This window comes from Priestia sp. USM5 (genome assembly GCF_058323215.1).
Map to the genome: position 1 here is coordinate 1,226,727 of NZ_JBSGKN010000001.1, position 14,440 is coordinate 1,241,166.

General features: G+C 35.2%; 15 protein-coding genes and 1 pseudogene. 9 read left to right on the forward strand and 7 right to left on the reverse strand.

What is annotated here, in order from left to right:
- Window positions 1-77: 77 nt before the first annotated feature.
- From ACWATA_RS06455 to ACWATA_RS06465, 3 genes are all read left to right on the forward strand, one after another.
- The gene (locus ACWATA_RS06455; RefSeq protein WP_016766272.1) at window positions 78-1,256 is read left to right on the forward strand and encodes a Gfo/Idh/MocA family protein; all 1,179 of its coding nucleotides are present in this window, start codon (window positions 78-80) and stop codon (window positions 1,254-1,256) included.
- Complete coding sequence (locus ACWATA_RS06460; RefSeq protein ID WP_473049654.1) at window positions 1,253-2,224, forward strand: sugar phosphate isomerase/epimerase family protein; 972 nt, start codon at window positions 1,253-1,255, stop codon at window positions 2,222-2,224. The genes ACWATA_RS06455 and ACWATA_RS06460 overlap by 4 nt, the downstream gene beginning before the upstream one ends.
- 129 nt (window positions 2,225-2,353) lie before the next feature.
- A complete protein-coding gene (locus tag ACWATA_RS06465; RefSeq protein WP_047933503.1) occupies window positions 2,354-3,631 on the forward strand; it encodes an MFS transporter in 1,278 nt (425 codons plus the stop codon).
- Window positions 3,632-4,411: 780 nt separating this feature from the next.
- Here ACWATA_RS06465 and ACWATA_RS06470 read toward each other — a convergent pair.
- Both ACWATA_RS06470 and ACWATA_RS06475 read right to left on the reverse strand, forming a co-directional pair.
- Window positions 4,412-4,900 carry a CBO0543 family protein gene (locus tag ACWATA_RS06470; protein ID WP_255219759.1) on the reverse strand — a complete coding sequence of 163 codons (489 nt, stop codon included), beginning with the start codon at window positions 4,898-4,900 and terminating at the stop codon, window positions 4,412-4,414.
- Between the two features lie 415 nt (window positions 4,901-5,315).
- Window positions 5,316-5,573, reverse strand: a complete 258-nt coding sequence (locus tag ACWATA_RS06475; protein ID WP_473049656.1) for an SDR family NAD(P)-dependent oxidoreductase — start codon at window positions 5,571-5,573, stop codon at window positions 5,316-5,318.
- Between the two features lie 522 nt (window positions 5,574-6,095).
- Here ACWATA_RS06475 and ACWATA_RS06480 point away from each other — a divergent pair.
- Complete coding sequence (locus tag ACWATA_RS06480; RefSeq protein WP_221816496.1) at window positions 6,096-7,196, forward strand: L-dopachrome tautomerase-related protein; 1,101 nt, start codon at window positions 6,096-6,098, stop codon at window positions 7,194-7,196.
- 604 nt (window positions 7,197-7,800) lie between these two features.
- Here ACWATA_RS06480 and ACWATA_RS06485 read toward each other — a convergent pair.
- From ACWATA_RS06485 to ACWATA_RS06495, 3 genes are all read right to left on the reverse strand, one after another.
- Window positions 7,801-8,040, reverse strand: a complete 240-nt coding sequence (locus tag ACWATA_RS06485; RefSeq protein ID WP_321201996.1) for a hypothetical protein — start codon at window positions 8,038-8,040, stop codon at window positions 7,801-7,803.
- Entirely contained in the window at window positions 8,033-8,263 is a 231-nt protein-coding gene (locus tag ACWATA_RS06490; RefSeq protein WP_321201997.1) for an HTH domain-containing protein, read from the reverse strand. Before ACWATA_RS06490 ends, ACWATA_RS06485 begins: the two co-directional genes overlap by 8 nt.
- A gap of 233 nt (window positions 8,264-8,496) precedes the next feature.
- Window positions 8,497-9,708, reverse strand: a complete 1,212-nt coding sequence (locus tag ACWATA_RS06495; RefSeq protein ID WP_165636277.1) for a macrolide family glycosyltransferase — start codon at window positions 9,706-9,708, stop codon at window positions 8,497-8,499.
- A 24-nt stretch (window positions 9,709-9,732) separates the two neighbouring features.
- Between ACWATA_RS06495 and ACWATA_RS06500 the strand changes: the two are divergent.
- Both ACWATA_RS06500 and ACWATA_RS06505 read left to right on the forward strand, forming a co-directional pair.
- Window positions 9,733-9,888 (forward strand): annotated as a pseudogene (locus ACWATA_RS06500) (glyoxalase); the annotation flags it as partial.
- Window positions 9,889-10,186: 298 nt separating this feature from the next.
- Window positions 10,187-11,227, forward strand: a complete 1,041-nt coding sequence (locus tag ACWATA_RS06505) for a zinc-binding dehydrogenase (protein ID WP_165636278.1) — start codon at window positions 10,187-10,189, stop codon at window positions 11,225-11,227.
- 51 nt (window positions 11,228-11,278) lie between these two features.
- On the opposite strand, the gene ACWATA_RS06510 is transcribed toward ACWATA_RS06505, so the two are convergent.
- Window positions 11,279-11,446, reverse strand: coding sequence for a gamma-type small acid-soluble spore protein (locus ACWATA_RS06510; RefSeq protein WP_033580113.1), 168 nt, complete (start codon window positions 11,444-11,446; stop codon window positions 11,279-11,281).
- A 259-nt stretch (window positions 11,447-11,705) separates the two neighbouring features.
- Here ACWATA_RS06510 and ACWATA_RS06515 point away from each other — a divergent pair, with 259 nt between their 5' ends.
- From ACWATA_RS06515 to ACWATA_RS06525, 3 genes are all read left to right on the forward strand, one after another.
- The gene (locus tag ACWATA_RS06515) at window positions 11,706-12,197 is read left to right on the forward strand and encodes a hypothetical protein (RefSeq protein ID WP_154973988.1); all 492 of its coding nucleotides are present in this window, start codon (window positions 11,706-11,708) and stop codon (window positions 12,195-12,197) included.
- Window positions 12,198-12,359: 162 nt separating this feature from the next.
- Window positions 12,360-12,536 (forward strand): hypothetical protein, encoded by a 177-nt coding sequence (locus tag ACWATA_RS06520; protein ID WP_473049657.1) that lies wholly within the window; start codon window positions 12,360-12,362, stop codon window positions 12,534-12,536.
- Between the two features lie 921 nt (window positions 12,537-13,457).
- Window positions 13,458-13,658: a cold-shock protein gene (locus ACWATA_RS06525; RefSeq protein ID WP_033580115.1), complete on the forward strand. Its 201-nt coding sequence runs from the start codon at window positions 13,458-13,460 to the stop codon at window positions 13,656-13,658.
- A gap of 232 nt (window positions 13,659-13,890) precedes the next feature.
- Here the strand turns inward: ACWATA_RS06525 and ACWATA_RS06530 are convergent, their stop codons facing one another.
- Entirely contained in the window at window positions 13,891-14,091 is a 201-nt protein-coding gene (locus tag ACWATA_RS06530; RefSeq protein WP_155010758.1) for a cold-inducible protein YdjO-related protein, read from the reverse strand.
- Window positions 14,092-14,440: the final 349 nt, after the last annotated feature.

The following is a 14,440-nucleotide window of genomic DNA, read 5'->3' on the forward strand; positions in this document are numbered from 1 at the left end:
GGTTTTAATTCTCTTTTTAGCTACTACGTAAGTAAAAGAAATTATGGAAAATACAGTTTATTAAGGTGGAGAAAGAAATGGAAAAAATAAAAGTTGGAGTTATTGGGACAGGGTTTATTGGACCTACTCATATTGAGGCTATCAGAAGACTCGGTTTTGTAGAAGTAGTTGGATTAGCAGAACATGGGCAGGAAGTAGCAGAACAAAAAGCGGTTGAACTTGGAATTCCGAAAGCTTATGGGGATTATCGTGACATGTTAAAAGACAGCGAGATTCAAGTTGTTCATAACTGTACACCTAATCACCTTCACTTTCAAATTAATAAAGAAATTATTCAAGCAGGCAAACATGTGTTATCGGAGAAACCATTAGCTATGTCTAGTGAAGAATCAGCCGAGCTATTGAAATTAGCTAAAGAGCACCAGGTCGTACATGGCGTAAACTTTAACTATCGCCAATTTCCGATTGTAAAACAATTAGAAACGATGATCAGAAACGGTGAGTTAGGGAAAGTCAACTTAGTGCACGGAAGTTATTTACAAGACTGGTTATTGTTCGAAACAGACTTTAATTGGCGCTTAGCTCCTGAAGTCGGAGGGAAATCACGAGCGGTAGCGGATATCGGTTCTCATTGGTGTGATACAGTTCAATATGTAACAGGTAAAAAAATCGTCGAAGTTTTTGCTGATTTAGCAACTGTTATACCAGTAAGAAAAAAATCTACTTCTCAAGGATCTACTTTCGGGGGACAAAAAGGACAAGAAGAAGCATATGAAGATGTTCCGATTAACACAGAAGACTATGCATCTGTTCTTGTACGTTTTGAAGACGGGGTAAAAGGCTTATTTACTGTGTCTCAAGTAAGTGCAGGGCGAAAAAATAGGCTAAGCTTCGAAATCGCTTGCAGTCAAAATTCTGCTTTTTGGAATCAAGAAGAACCAGAAAAGCTGTGGATTGGCTATCGAGATCAACCAAATCAAACTCTTCTTGCAGATCCTACTTTATTTAATCCGGAAGCAAAATCGTCCATTCATCATCCTGGGGGCCATAATGAAGGCTGGCCAGATGCATTAAAAAATGGATTGTTGAATTTCTATACCTTTATTCGAGAAGGTAAAAATCCTTTAAGTGATAAAGCCACTTTCGCGACATTTGAAGATGGACATATGTCCATGTGCATTACCGACGCCATTTTAGCAAGTCATGAACAACAAAAATGGATGAAGGTGAAGGTAAAGCAGGAGGTCCGTGCATGAAATTAGGGGTGTTTACAGTTCTTTATCAAAACTTGCCTTTTGAAGAGATGCTGGACAAACTATGTGAAATGGGTGTAGAGGCCGTTGAATTGGGCACAGGCAATTATCCAGGAAACAGTCATTGTAATCCGGATGAATTACTAGAGAACTCAGAGAAATTAAAAACATTTCAAGCTGCCCTTACAAGTAGAGGACTTACAATAAGTGGTCTAAGTTGTCATGGCAATTTACTGCATCCAAATAAGATGGTTGCCAAAAAGGCTCATGACGTGTGGAGAAAAACAGTTTTATTAGCTGAACGTTTAGAAGTGCCGGTGATTAACGGATTTTCTGGGTGCCCAGGTGACCACCCAGGTGCCAAAAATCCGAACTGGGTAACCTGCTCTTGGCCGCCGGAATATACAGAAATCCTAGATTGGCAATGGAATGAAGTAGTCATTCCTTATTGGAAAGAGGAAGTGAAATTTGCAGAGTCACACGGTATCCATCAAATTGCACTTGAAATGCACCCGGGTTTTGTTGTGTATAACCCTGAAACTCTCTTGAAATTAAGAGAGCATGCTGGGCCAAGTATTGGAGCTAATTTTGATCCAAGCCATTTGATTTGGCAAGGAATTAATCCAGTAGAAGCCATTAAAAAACTTGGTCGAGAAGAGGCTATTTTTCATTTTCATGCAAAAGATACGTATTTGGATCAGGCAAATATTAGTGTTAATGGGGTATTAGATACAAAACATTACAGTGATACTTTGAATCGTTCGTGGACATTTAGATCCGTAGGATATGGGCAAAACGAAAAAGTATGGAAAAATATGGTGAGTGCGCTTCGTGCGGTAGGATATGACTATGTGATATCCATTGAACATGAAGATATACTAGCTTCGTTAGATGAAGGATTAAGTAAGGCCGTCTCTTTATTAAAAGGCGCACAATTTAAAGAACAATTAACTGAAATGTGGTGGGCGTAACAGTATATTTTCTATATAATTAATGATAAATACCCAGTTGGGTATTTATCATTAACCATTGAAGAGAACCATCTAATGAGTAAATGTGACTATCAGCATTGTTAAATATATAATTTTGAGGTGATTAAAATGAATGCGATTTCAAAAAGAGAGCAAAACACCAAAGGTCTTCCATCAGCTATGATTTGGGGCTATATCGCAACTCTAATTTTTATGGTAGGAGATGGTCTCGAACATGGTTGGCTTTCACCGTATCTTATTGAACATGGCTTAACCGTTCAACAATCTTCTACTCTCTTTGCAGCATACGGAGCTATATTAGCAATCGCCTCCTACTTTTCGGGTGTCCTTACAGAAGCATGGGGACCAAGAAAGGTTATGATAGCAGGCTTGGTTATCTGGTTAGTAGGTCAAATTCTTTTTATTGAATATGGTCTAAAACCCCATAATTATGCAGTTATGTTACCGACTTATGCTATTCGAGGATTTGGTTATCCTTTATTTTGCTATTCGTTTTTAGTTTGGGTTACGTATCGCAGTCCTGAACGTATTTTAGCTACGGCAATAGGGCTATTTTGGGCAGCATGGAGTGGCGGTCTTTATGTTGTTGGAAGTTATTTTCCAGCTTATATGATTCCGAAAATCGGATATATCGGATTAATGTGGAGTGCGGTCGTATGGGTGTTAATCGGTGGGTTAATTGGAGTTGTTGTTGTAAAAGGCCAAGTACATGAGCGTGAGGGTAACGGCAAGGAAAAATTGAAAAGTTTACTCAGTGGACTAACTATTTGTATTGAAAAGCCAAAAATCGCAATAGGCGGAGTTGTTCGTATAATAAACTCCACCGGCGTAGGTGCTCTTCCAATCTTTTTCCCTCTATACTTGTCCTCTGAATATGGATACAGTACAGAAGAATGGTTACAAGTATGGGGAACTATGTGGGTGGCCAATATCTCTTTTAACTTAGTCATTCCTTATATCAGTGACAAATGGTTAGGTTGGCGAAAGACAATTATGTGGATTGGCAGTGTCGGTTGCGGTGTAATGACTCTGGTTATGCTTTATACTCCTCAAATGTTCGGGCATAATTTCTGGGCATTAACTGTGGTAGGCATAATTTTTGGAATCGTTCTATGTGGTTATGTACCACTCTCTGCTCTAGTAAGTTCATTAGCACCCGAAAAGAAAGGCTCAGCTATGGCTATTGTAAGTTTTGGGGCTGGAATGTCTTACTTTATTGCACCTGCAATTGTAGGAACATTCATTGGTAGCATGGGTGTACACGGAGTCATGTGGATATTTGCTGGTTTGTATTTTGTTAGTGCTATTTTGATGATATTTATGAAATTACCAGGTGAAGAAAAACAAAACAAGAGCAGTTATTCACCTGAGAAACAAGTCGGTTGAAAGTAAGGACAATCAATATGGCATACAGGCTTTTATACTGTTTTAACCAAGTACTTAAGTGAGTAGATGTCATATAGCAAATATAATAAAAAAGTCCATGAAATTCAAATAATTTCATGGATTTTTTTATTTTCCTAATGGACAAGTTAACAGGTGAATTCTTTAGAGATGTTAGCAATGCATGAGTTATTTTATACTCCCATTTAAAGAATCTCTGCCTAAAGTGTATGAATCAAATGAGATAATTGCAGAAATAAAGTATCCATTGTATTAAGGTTGTTCATATGCAAAATTAATAAATAACTCTTCTTTCTTAGCGCTGCTGCTCTAATTCTTAGTCAGCGATCTCCTCCACATTTAATAAAGCAATTACCTATTTGCTCTTGTAGAGTAAAGCTCATTTTTTTGACGTGTTTCTTCTATTGATGATAAAGAAAGAATAAATAAACTCTAAGATTGTAGCTAAAGATAGAATAGGCACAGTAACCTTAATTATAATACCAAGACTACTTGCTGTATCAACTGATAAAAGAAACAATCGAATTGTAACTACATACAAAATTATCGAAGTGACTAAAGAAACGATTGATACCTTTAACGCATTAAAAAAAATTCTCCATACAACTGACCGTTTTTGTTTCTTATTAACAGAAAATCAGTAGGATATTTAAGTTAATGTAGAGAGGAAATTGCGAATAATTGAAACAAATAGGCAGATTTAATGATTCTTCAAATGTTCCTATATTTTTTTGCCTCTTGTTGCTGATTAACAAGCACTATCTAAGATAAATCGTACTCATTATTAAAAATACGTCTTATAACAGACATTGTAAATCTAACCAATAATAAGGAAAAGGAGAGAGAATAAAAAGTAGTTCTCCAATTCCATCCATTTTTATATTTAATAAGGCGTGTATTTTTTTCTAACCATAGCTCAGCAATAGTCATAGGTATACTGAAATACAGAACTTTTAAAAGGCACTGAATGATGCGGGAATCCTTAGTTAGTTGATTATAAAAGACACAAGTAATTGGGAAAAGGATGTAATCAAACAACACGCTTGTTTTAACTTGTCTTGGAAATCGGGTGGGATATTGAACATAGCCTCTTTTTACAATCAGATTATCGACCAATGATGCATAGTAACTTTTTATAAAGAAAACAAGGAGCCATTCCTTTGCAAGTGGTTTTTTTATTAAATATATAAAAGAACTAATACCAAAGAGATAAAGGAATTTTATAAGGTTTATTTCAAATTTTCGACCCAATGTTTAGCACCTCCACAAAGATAGTTTATCTTTAATGCAGAAGGTTATACTAAGGAAATTCCATAATTAGATTAGTAAACAGTGAATAAGCAAGGTTCTATTTTGATATAAAATTGTTTCCTGGTTATGAACATTTTCACTTAAACTAACGGGTAGCAAATGCTTAATATGTACAATCGCTTTCTCACTTATTTGAAATAGAAACGGTCACCGTGACTCTAGACAAGCTGGCGAGAAGGTTTGCTCTTTAGTCTTCTTGACGGATTGGCTGATACCCGTGCTGGAGCTGGACATTCTATAAAATATAAAAGAATAATCATAGGGACAGCTCTACTTTTTCAAAGAGGAAAGGATCCGCCCCTGTGATTAAAAACTTATTTTCTTTTAAGAAGCCAGTCTTGAAAATCGGTGGCAATTATTCTTTCACCTGTGATTCCCTCTGCAGCAGCTGAGGATCGACTAAAAAACGCGGGTTTACTGTCCTCATCCCAATTCCCGCATTATTGACGAGAACATCGAGTTTCCCCCATTCTCTTTTCACCCATTCGACCGCGTTATTGACGGATTGTTCTGATCGAACATCTAAAGGAATTCCAACAGCAGGATAACCCTCGCGCTTTAATTTCTCTACTGCTTGATCCAATTTAGTTCCACCTCTAGAAGCTAACGCCACCTTGAAGCAAAGCCTCCGCCATGGAAAATCCTAGGCCGCTTGAAGCACCTGTTACGAGTGCATGGATATTTCTTAACTCTTTTGTATTCATTGGCATTTTCCCTCCGAAATGTTATTAAACCACTGACTGATACAGTATTCTAGGTAATCATCACTTTATACGAAATTTCTTTAAAAAGTAAAGCTATGATAAAAGAGTAGGGGACTTAAATTGCTAAAGAGGCGGTTTAGCTTAAATACATTTCTTCATAAAGTTAAAAAAGAAAATTTTCCTAATTTCTTATTTATAACAGCTTACCGTTGATACGGGAACATTGAACTTCAGTAACTGCTAATTGAATTCTACTTCATCTGGAGACCTTTAAATTAAAATGTTTCCTTTCTTCTGAGAGACTTATTAAATTTCGAAAACAATCAATTCAATCTTCTTTTCGTATAGAAAACCTTATTAAGAAACATGCATTAGAAAAAATATAGATCATATATATGAGATATCCCGTTTGAATGTTTGAGGAGGGTATTATGAAACCTATGTTACCTAGTGAAAAATATTTCGGTAATTTAGAACTAGTTTATGCATTTTATGGGGCTATGCCTACAGGTGTTACTGTTTCAGAAACCGGTCGTATTTTCATTTGCTTTCCGAAATGGGGAGACGATGTTAAATTTACAGTGGCGGAAATTGTTCAAGATAAATTGCAGTCTTATCCCAATTTACAAACCAATTTGGTTAACTCCGAAAATATCACAATGACTTTCATCAGTGTCCAAAGTGTAGTCGCTGATGGAAGGGGAACGCTTTGGATATTAGATACAGCAGCACCCAATTTTTCTGAACCTATTAAAGGGGGAGCGAAATTAGTCGCTGTTGATTTAGAAACCAATACAATAAGAAAAGTATATACCTTTACAGAAGATGTTGTTCTACCTACAACTTATCTGAATGATGTCCGTTTTGATTTTCGTGTTGGAAAAGCAGGTTATGCCTATATAACAGATTCTTCTTCAAAAGGACCAGGAGCTATCATTGTCGTAGATTTATCAAATGGAAACGCGTTTAGACGGTTAAATGGAGCAAAATCAACTTCACCCGATCCCTATTTTTTACCGAAGGTAGAAGGTGAAATTTTGATGAATAGAAACATAGATGGCTCAACTTCCCCATTTAGATTGGCTTCTGATGGAATAGCGATTTCTCCCGATGGCAAAGTTTTATTTTTTTGTCCACTAACCAGTCGTCATCTTTTCTCGATCCCAACAGAAGTTCTAAGGGACCGAACTATACCAGATAAAGATTTAATTTATCATGCGGAGTATTGGGGAGAAAAAGGTGCGTCTGATGGAATGATCACCGATGCAAAGGGAACTGTTTATGCTGGAGATTACGAAAACAACAGTATTCGTAAGATATTTCCAAATGGCACAATGGAAACTATCGCACATGATCCGAGAATTTTGTGGCCGGATACTTTTTCAATCGGTCCGGATCAATATTTGTATGTCATTGTGAACCAACTACATCGACAGCCTAGATTTCATTATGGAAAAGACTTACGAGAGAAACCTTATAGTTTACTTCGTATCAAAATTGATGAATTTCCTGCTCCAACCTTTTCATCATAAAAATAGTCAATTAATTGTTTTTATTATATAGTGTAAAACAAACACGAGTAAGCAAGAAGTATTAGCTTTATTTACTTCTGCCAAATAACATCAAAATGGTTTAATAGAAACAGTTTATTTGGTTAGTGTTAAACTGTTCCAGGAAATGTTTTATAATATCGGTAAATTCAATGCAGTATTAATATTATTTAAATCCAAACGCATCTGTTCGTTTGGATCTCAAGCAGGGTAATCCTTATACGCTTATTTAATAACATGAATGTCGCATACATATCTAGTTAACATAATACCTCTTTAGTTAATGAAGTTGCTCGACTGAAGAATGCAAAATCCTTAAAGAGAAATTCTTTATGAAACAATTTACTAAAGTAGAATAAGAAGTCTTTGCTCCTGCTATTGATAGTCATTCCATTTCAGAAATACAAAGCCTTCTTCATAAAGAAGAAAGCACCATTAAAAATTAAAGAAAAAGTATCTTAAAGAAATTGAATACGGAATCTATGACAGACGCTGTTCACCAATTTCAAAATCTACATCAAGAACCTTCACAGAAGATAATACGCATTTCATAACCATATAAGTGCCTTTAAGCCTGCTTTTCTTTTTAGTCTAATAATTCCTTTTCCTTAAACACTTTTCTCAGAGCTTCATTCACTAATTCTGATTTATAACTTTTTGGGACTCGATCAATAATACTTAAAACATCATCATCAAAATAAAAACCTCGATACACTCGTTTTGAACGGTCTTTTGGACTTTGCAACAGCAAATCAATTGCATCTACTGTACTAGCTTTTTCAAAGCGGTCATTACTACTTTCACTTTCATTTAAAAAGCTAGCCACTAGCTGCTACTTCATTAGTGGCTAGCTTTTGTTTTGCTGGCATTTTATTGTTTTTAGAAATAAGCGTATTAAAATTAACATCCAAAGGTTCTGATTCTTCTCCAACGTAGCGATAAATACTTTCCTTACTGTCCCATTCATAGCCTAATTTCTTAATCTTTGATTGAATGGTACGAGTACTTACATCATACTGATCAGCTAATTCTTTAATGGGTAATAACAAATAATTTTTAGGGGAGACTATTTATGACGCTGTGAAGCTTCTGTTTGGAAATCCTCATTACTTGTTGAGTTAACAACATGCTTCGTTAAAAAGCTACTGACCCCTGTTCAGTAGCTTTTACTTTTTAATTAAAATAAAACAGCTTATAGGCAGTGATAAAAAAGAAGTCTCCATGGAGACTTCTTTTCAATATTTATTAATTTTTTATTTCCAGACTGATTTAAATGTTAGAATTAAATAAGATCCTCTATTTTTGCATTCTTTTTAAATTCTAAAATGGCTTCTACTGCCTTTTTGTACCCTCCGGAATCCCTTAAGGATTTTCCGATTTCTAAGCTCTTTTCCTTGAATGAAGAGTCCGATAGCACTTGTTCTGTTTTGTTTCGTAATGTAGTGGCGTCTAGTTCTTGACGATTAAGTTGTAGACCAGCTCCTAATTCTTCAATCCGATTAGCTACTATTAGTTGATCGCCCACAACAGGCATAACCACAAGTGGAACACCAAAATAAAGTCCTTCACTCGTACTATTCATTCCACCATGAGTAATAAAAACATCTGCTTGTTCTAGTATTTCTAACTGAGGTACATAATTACGTATAATGAAATTAGATGGAATATCTTTAAATTGGCTAATGTCCGTCTGTTTTCCTACCGATAATATAACTGTAGCTTGTATTTCTTGGAATGCTTCAAAACAGGTAGTATATAACTCAGGTTGCTGATTAAATATCGTTCCCATTGAAATAAAGATGAGCTTATTACCAGGAATACTTTTTAAAGAAAGAGTTTCTACATCTTTTCGCGGCGCAATAGAAGGACCAACAAAAATAAAAGAGTTGTCAAACTTTTCAGCACGAGGTTGGTATGATCTTGATGTATATACAAGAGTAATATCCCCAGGGCAAGACATCAGCTTTTGATTATCGTTAATTAGTATGTCGTATTGTTGTTTCCATTTTTTTAATATCTCTTCAAGTTCTTGATATGTTGGAGATTTCTTATCCATTTCTCCTCGACTTTTCATCACGTTCGAAAAGACCTCTTCATCAATAGCGAACGTTGTACAAGAAGATATTTTAGGTATCTTTAATATATCGGCAATCATCCATCCTGCGGCGAAATTATTATCATAAATAACATAATCATACTTTTCATCTCTTATGTCCTCTAGAACACTTTCTATGACTGTATCCGCAGACCGTACCATATATAATAGCATTTCAAGAGGGTCCATTCTTTTTGCCATTTTTTTTACTAGATCTGCATCGCGTGTGAAATTTTTATAGGGACGAAATGCAGCTCCTGTTTTCTCAATTTTATTTCTATATTCTTCTATACAGTAATAGACAACCTCTTCACCTTTTTTTAGTAGTTCTTCCACTAATGGAATGGTAGGATTGACGTGACCTTCTCCAGGATAATTAAGGAATAAAACTTTTCCCATCTTAATTCCTCCTTTTACAAGATAATTAAGCAACATGGTGGTAAACAACGTATGCCTATCAGAGAATATTACCCAGGAGAAAAACCATATAAAATGGTTTATGTAGAAGATCCATTTGGAAATATTTTTGAAATTTATACGCATAGCTATGAGTTAACTTATTCACAAGGCGCTTACTAATAAATAATCTCTTTCCACCAGCAAAATCTTTTGCTGGTGTTTTTTATTATATGGTAGCGCCATGTTACAAAACAATAAAAAAGAGAGTTTATTAATATTTCTAAATTTAATGATCCAATGGTTTTTGACACTGCGAAACAGAAGTAAAAAGAAAAGGCCGTAAAAGTATACTGACTCCAAACTTGATGATAATAGAAAGAAGAGTGCATAATGAAATATGCATGTTTTTTTCTAAACTATAAGCAGCCGTATGAAATATATTAAAAACTATATTCGTAAAAAAGAAGGGGACTGTTCTATGAAAGCTGTACAAGTAACAGGGTATGGAGACGTAAGTAAATTAAGCCTAGTAGAAATTCCTATACCTGAACCGAAAGAAAATGAAGTTCTTATAAAAGTGAAGGCCTGTGCTATTAACAATACAGAAATTTGGATGAGAGAGGGTGCTTACGGTACTGACTCAAAATCTGGATGGCGACCGGAAGGAGTCCAGTTTCCACGTACACCAGGATCTGATATCACGGGAAAAGTAGTAAAAGCAGGAAAGTTAGTAGAGGAGTCTATAGTGGGAAAAGACGTTGTGTTATTCCCTTTTATATCTAGCGGAGAAGAAGGGTACGAACATATTGCTGATGATATGTCCTTTATAGGTTCAGAATACGATGGTGGTTATGCTGAATATGTGGTTTGGCCTGCTGAACTTTGCTTTGACATGCCCCTATCAAGCTATTCAGAAAGTGCTGTTTTTTCGGTGAGTGGGTTAACTGCTTGGCACATGGTCAACCAAATTCAAGCTCAACCAGGTGAGACAGTGATAGTAACTGGAGCAAATGGTGGTGTGGGATCATTAAATGTACAGATTGCCTCTAAAGTCTTTGGTGCTAAAGTTATTGCAATCACGGGGGACTTAGAGAATCAAGAAAGAATTAAGGAATTGGGAGCCACACACGTATTATCATATAAATCTGATGCTCTTTCAGAAGACATTTTGGAACTGAACGGAGGTCCGGTCGATTCCGTTCTAGATGTTGTAGGAGATGCTTTGTTTTCCATATCTCTTCAAGTTTTAAAAAATGGAGGGAAATTTTGCATTTCAGGTTCTGCTGGTGGTCAGCATACAAATTTTGATTTTAGAACATTGTATCTAAAACATATTACAATGTATGGATCTGTGTTGGGAACGAGAGCAGAGTTTAAAGATATGCTTAAGGCCATTTCTGAGGGGGAAATTAAACCGGTTATCGATAAAATTTTCCCTTTAGACAAAGCAAAAGAAGCCCAAGTGTATTTTAAAAATAAAGGGAAGTTAGGGAAGATTTTATTACTTCCCGAAGAATAACCTTGTATCACAAAGGGTTCTTTCAACGAGCATGAAAGAACCCTTTTAACATTATTTTTGGTTTTTGTTTGCTTGAGCGTTTTGACGTTTAACGTGTTGTACGTCAGTCTCGCTAGCAAATTCCGTACCGTATTTGCCAGAAGATGCTTGAGCATTCTTTTGCTTCACGTGTTGTACATCTGTTCCTGAAGCTGTCTTGTTAGAGTATTTGTTTTCCATTACTATCACCTCCACAAGAATTAATATATCCAAGTGGAGAGACAGTATCCTTAGAAGTACCTGGTAAGAAAAAATTGAAAATTCCAGGAAGTATTGGGTATATCACTATGAGGCAACATGTACAAGAAAACATCGTCAATAGTTTGTTCAAATTTTTACCGATTATATATTATAATTCTTAGGCAGCATGCTCTTAAGATAATTCGTTGTGTAATTTTAGAATAGATGTACACCTTAAAATAGAGAGGTGTATAAAATCATGAAAAAGAATAGACTATTTTTAATACTGTTAGTTATCACTTGTTGGTCCAGCTTTTCATTTATGAAAGGCAAAGATTTTAAACGTTTTCTTCCAGCGTCCATTGCTATTTGTATGGTAACTAAATACCTTAATTCTTATGCTAAGAGAAAGAATTTTTGGTCTTTTAAACAAAGTATACATCCGAAAATTCCTGGTGAAGATGTGTGGACATGGGGGCCCTTTTTTACTGTATCCATGTGGGTGCTTAAATCCACATACCGTAAACTGCCTCTGTATATAGCTGTAAACTTTATGATTCATACTACATTTACATTTGTAGTTGTACCTAAATTAAAAAAGGGCAGCATCTTTAAGCTTAAGAAAATTAATCCTTTTCAGTATGTAACCATTTTGACTGTTAGACAACTCCTGTTATATGGTTTTCAACATATGAGTGAGTTTATAATGTCGAAGAAACTAGAGGTAAAGCCGGATAATGGGGAGCATTAATAGGAGCATTCCTTTATTAGGTTATTTGGTAAGTGATAAAAGTATCTGGCTACAAGACACGACAAACACCTTCTAAATAGCTGATTGTTTCTTCAGCTGTCTCTACTTGAAAGTAGAGACAGCTTTTTTAAACCTCTCATCGCTTTTTTCTCGGCTACGTATATGAAAGACGAAGAAGACATTGATTTTGTTCCCAAAGATGTTGAATTTTTAGGTGGAGAAGATTTAAGTGCAGTATTAGTCCACGGATATGCTAATGGTAAAGAGAAGAAAAAAGAGGTGTCTGTCACAGTAGATTACGGTGATGATTACCGAGTAACAGGGTACGGATACAATTAAAGAAAACCTATGCAGAGAACTCTGTACACCTTAATTGAAGACTTACATGCAAATAAACAAGTATACCTTAGATAGTATGTATAACAAAAACGAGATGCAAACGATTATGCATCCCGTCATGTGAAGAAGGAAAAATCAGCTTTTAATGCAGCATATGATCTTTAAGGAACACCTCATTTACGTAATTCCATTGCCTAATGAAACAGTCACTTGAAAAAGTATATTCTCTTTAACAAACACCTCATTTAAGCATTGAACTAAAAAAATATACAATGTGAACGAAATCGTTCTTGGTCTGGGACAAACACCTCATTTGTACAGTGATAAATGAATATTATTGTCTACCCATTATATATATTCTTACTACGTTCATGACTACCATCCCCTTATGAATCAAACATACATCGATTTACAATAAGGTTTTCTGAAATAGGCCTGCTGTAGACACCTCATCCCAAATGTAAGAAGCTTTGTAATGATTAGTTGTAATCAATAACTTGTTTTCCTTCTTCCCTAATTAGAATATCCCAATAGCCTCTTTATAATTCAGTAAAGTTAACAGGTGTTTTTTGGATTACATATATCCTTTATTTATAAGAAAGGTTAAATAGTGAATTATCATGAATAGCTATAATAAATGGAGATATATACATATTCAATATGCTCGAGCATTTATAAGCTATGCTACATATGCCTACCATAAGTCTTGGTAGGGGAAAGATGAATAGGTAGAACTTGTTGAAGGGGATATTTTTCTTGTTTGCTATCAATCCTACTATGTGTTACACTACAGATAACTTATTTTTGTTCGGTATATTGAGAAAAGAAAAAACCCTAAGTAGAAGTTTTTATCTTGAAATAGTATGTTTGGGCAAGATTAGTAATACATTTGTGGAGTATTCCACAGCAGGAGGCAACATTATGACACAAGGTACAGTAAAATGGTTTAATGCAGACAAAGGTTTCGGTTTCATCGAAGTTGAAGGCGGAGAAGATGTATTCGTTCATTTCAGTGCTATTCAAGGTGAAGGTTTCAAATCATTAGAAGAAGGTCAAAAAGTTACTTTTGATATCGAGCAAGGTCAACGCGGAGCACAAGCTGCTAACGTTCACAAAGCATAATTAAAAGTGATAAAAAAAGACTCCTATGAAGGGGTCTTTTTTTTATGGTGTCATAATTAGCATACTATTGGTTCAATAGAAAACCCAGGCTTTAAAAAAGCCTGGGTTTTAGACAAGACGATTGATACAAGGTTAACTAGTTATAGCATACAATAGAAATAGAAAGCAAAGATGAACCAAGCTTTTTTTATGGATAGATAGTGTTTAATCTTTTAGAAAGCATAGGTTTATATTATTTTTTATGCGGATTACGGGGGATTTTATCAATAAGCCGTTTTTTAGCTTCCATCTGACTTTTACACAAAGGACATTTCTGATGCCTATCGTAAGAGAAGTCTTTCCTCATCCAGCCTTTACACTCTTCTACTGTACATTCCCAAATTTCTGTTTCCTCTTGAATCGGAGGTTCTTGATTTCTTTTACTATAATGCATATTAATCACTACTCCTCTCCTTAGAAGTATACCTTATAAAGAGAGCATAAATACTTTACATCTTTTATTTCGTTCATATTTCACTGGCATCGATTTCATATTTGAAAATAAGAGTGAAGTGAGAAGAAGCAGGGAAAGTTCCCTGCTTCTTTTTTTATATTGTGAGTTAAAAATATTCCAATCGTAATATGATGTTGTTAAGAGGGGGAATGAATGTGAGTAATTTAGCACAGGAAGACAGAGAAAAAGAAAAAAAGAAAAAAAGAAAAGAAAAATGATGCTTATTGTTTTGACATTTGTGCTCATTATTGTAGCTAAAAAAGGCAGTCAAATAGAAGGCTGCCTTTTA

Coding starts and splice junctions, on each gene's coding strand:
- ACWATA_RS06455 (WP_016766272.1), top strand. CDS start 78: ATGGAAAAAATAAAAGTTGGAGTTATTGGGACAGGGTTTATTGGACCT.
- ACWATA_RS06460 (WP_473049654.1), top strand. CDS start 1,253: ATGAAATTAGGGGTGTTTACAGTTCTTTATCAAAACTTGCCTTTTGAA.
- ACWATA_RS06465 (WP_047933503.1), top strand. CDS start 2,354: ATGAATGCGATTTCAAAAAGAGAGCAAAACACCAAAGGTCTTCCATCA.
- ACWATA_RS06480 (WP_221816496.1), top strand. CDS start 6,096: ATGAAACCTATGTTACCTAGTGAAAAATATTTCGGTAATTTAGAACTA.
- ACWATA_RS06495 (WP_165636277.1), bottom strand. CDS start 9,708: ATGGGAAAAGTTTTATTCCTTAATTATCCTGGAGAAGGTCACGTCAAT.
- ACWATA_RS06505 (WP_165636278.1), top strand. CDS start 10,187: ATGAAAGCTGTACAAGTAACAGGGTATGGAGACGTAAGTAAATTAAGC.
- ACWATA_RS06510 (WP_033580113.1), bottom strand. CDS start 11,446: ATGGAAAACAAATACTCTAACAAGACAGCTTCAGGAACAGATGTACAA.
- ACWATA_RS06515 (WP_154973988.1), top strand. CDS start 11,706: ATGAAAAAGAATAGACTATTTTTAATACTGTTAGTTATCACTTGTTGG.
- ACWATA_RS06520 (WP_473049657.1), top strand. CDS start 12,360: ATGAAAGACGAAGAAGACATTGATTTTGTTCCCAAAGATGTTGAATTT.
- ACWATA_RS06525 (WP_033580115.1), top strand. CDS start 13,458: ATGACACAAGGTACAGTAAAATGGTTTAATGCAGACAAAGGTTTCGGT.
- ACWATA_RS06530 (WP_155010758.1), bottom strand. CDS start 14,091: ATGCATTATAGTAAAAGAAATCAAGAACCTCCGATTCAAGAGGAAACA.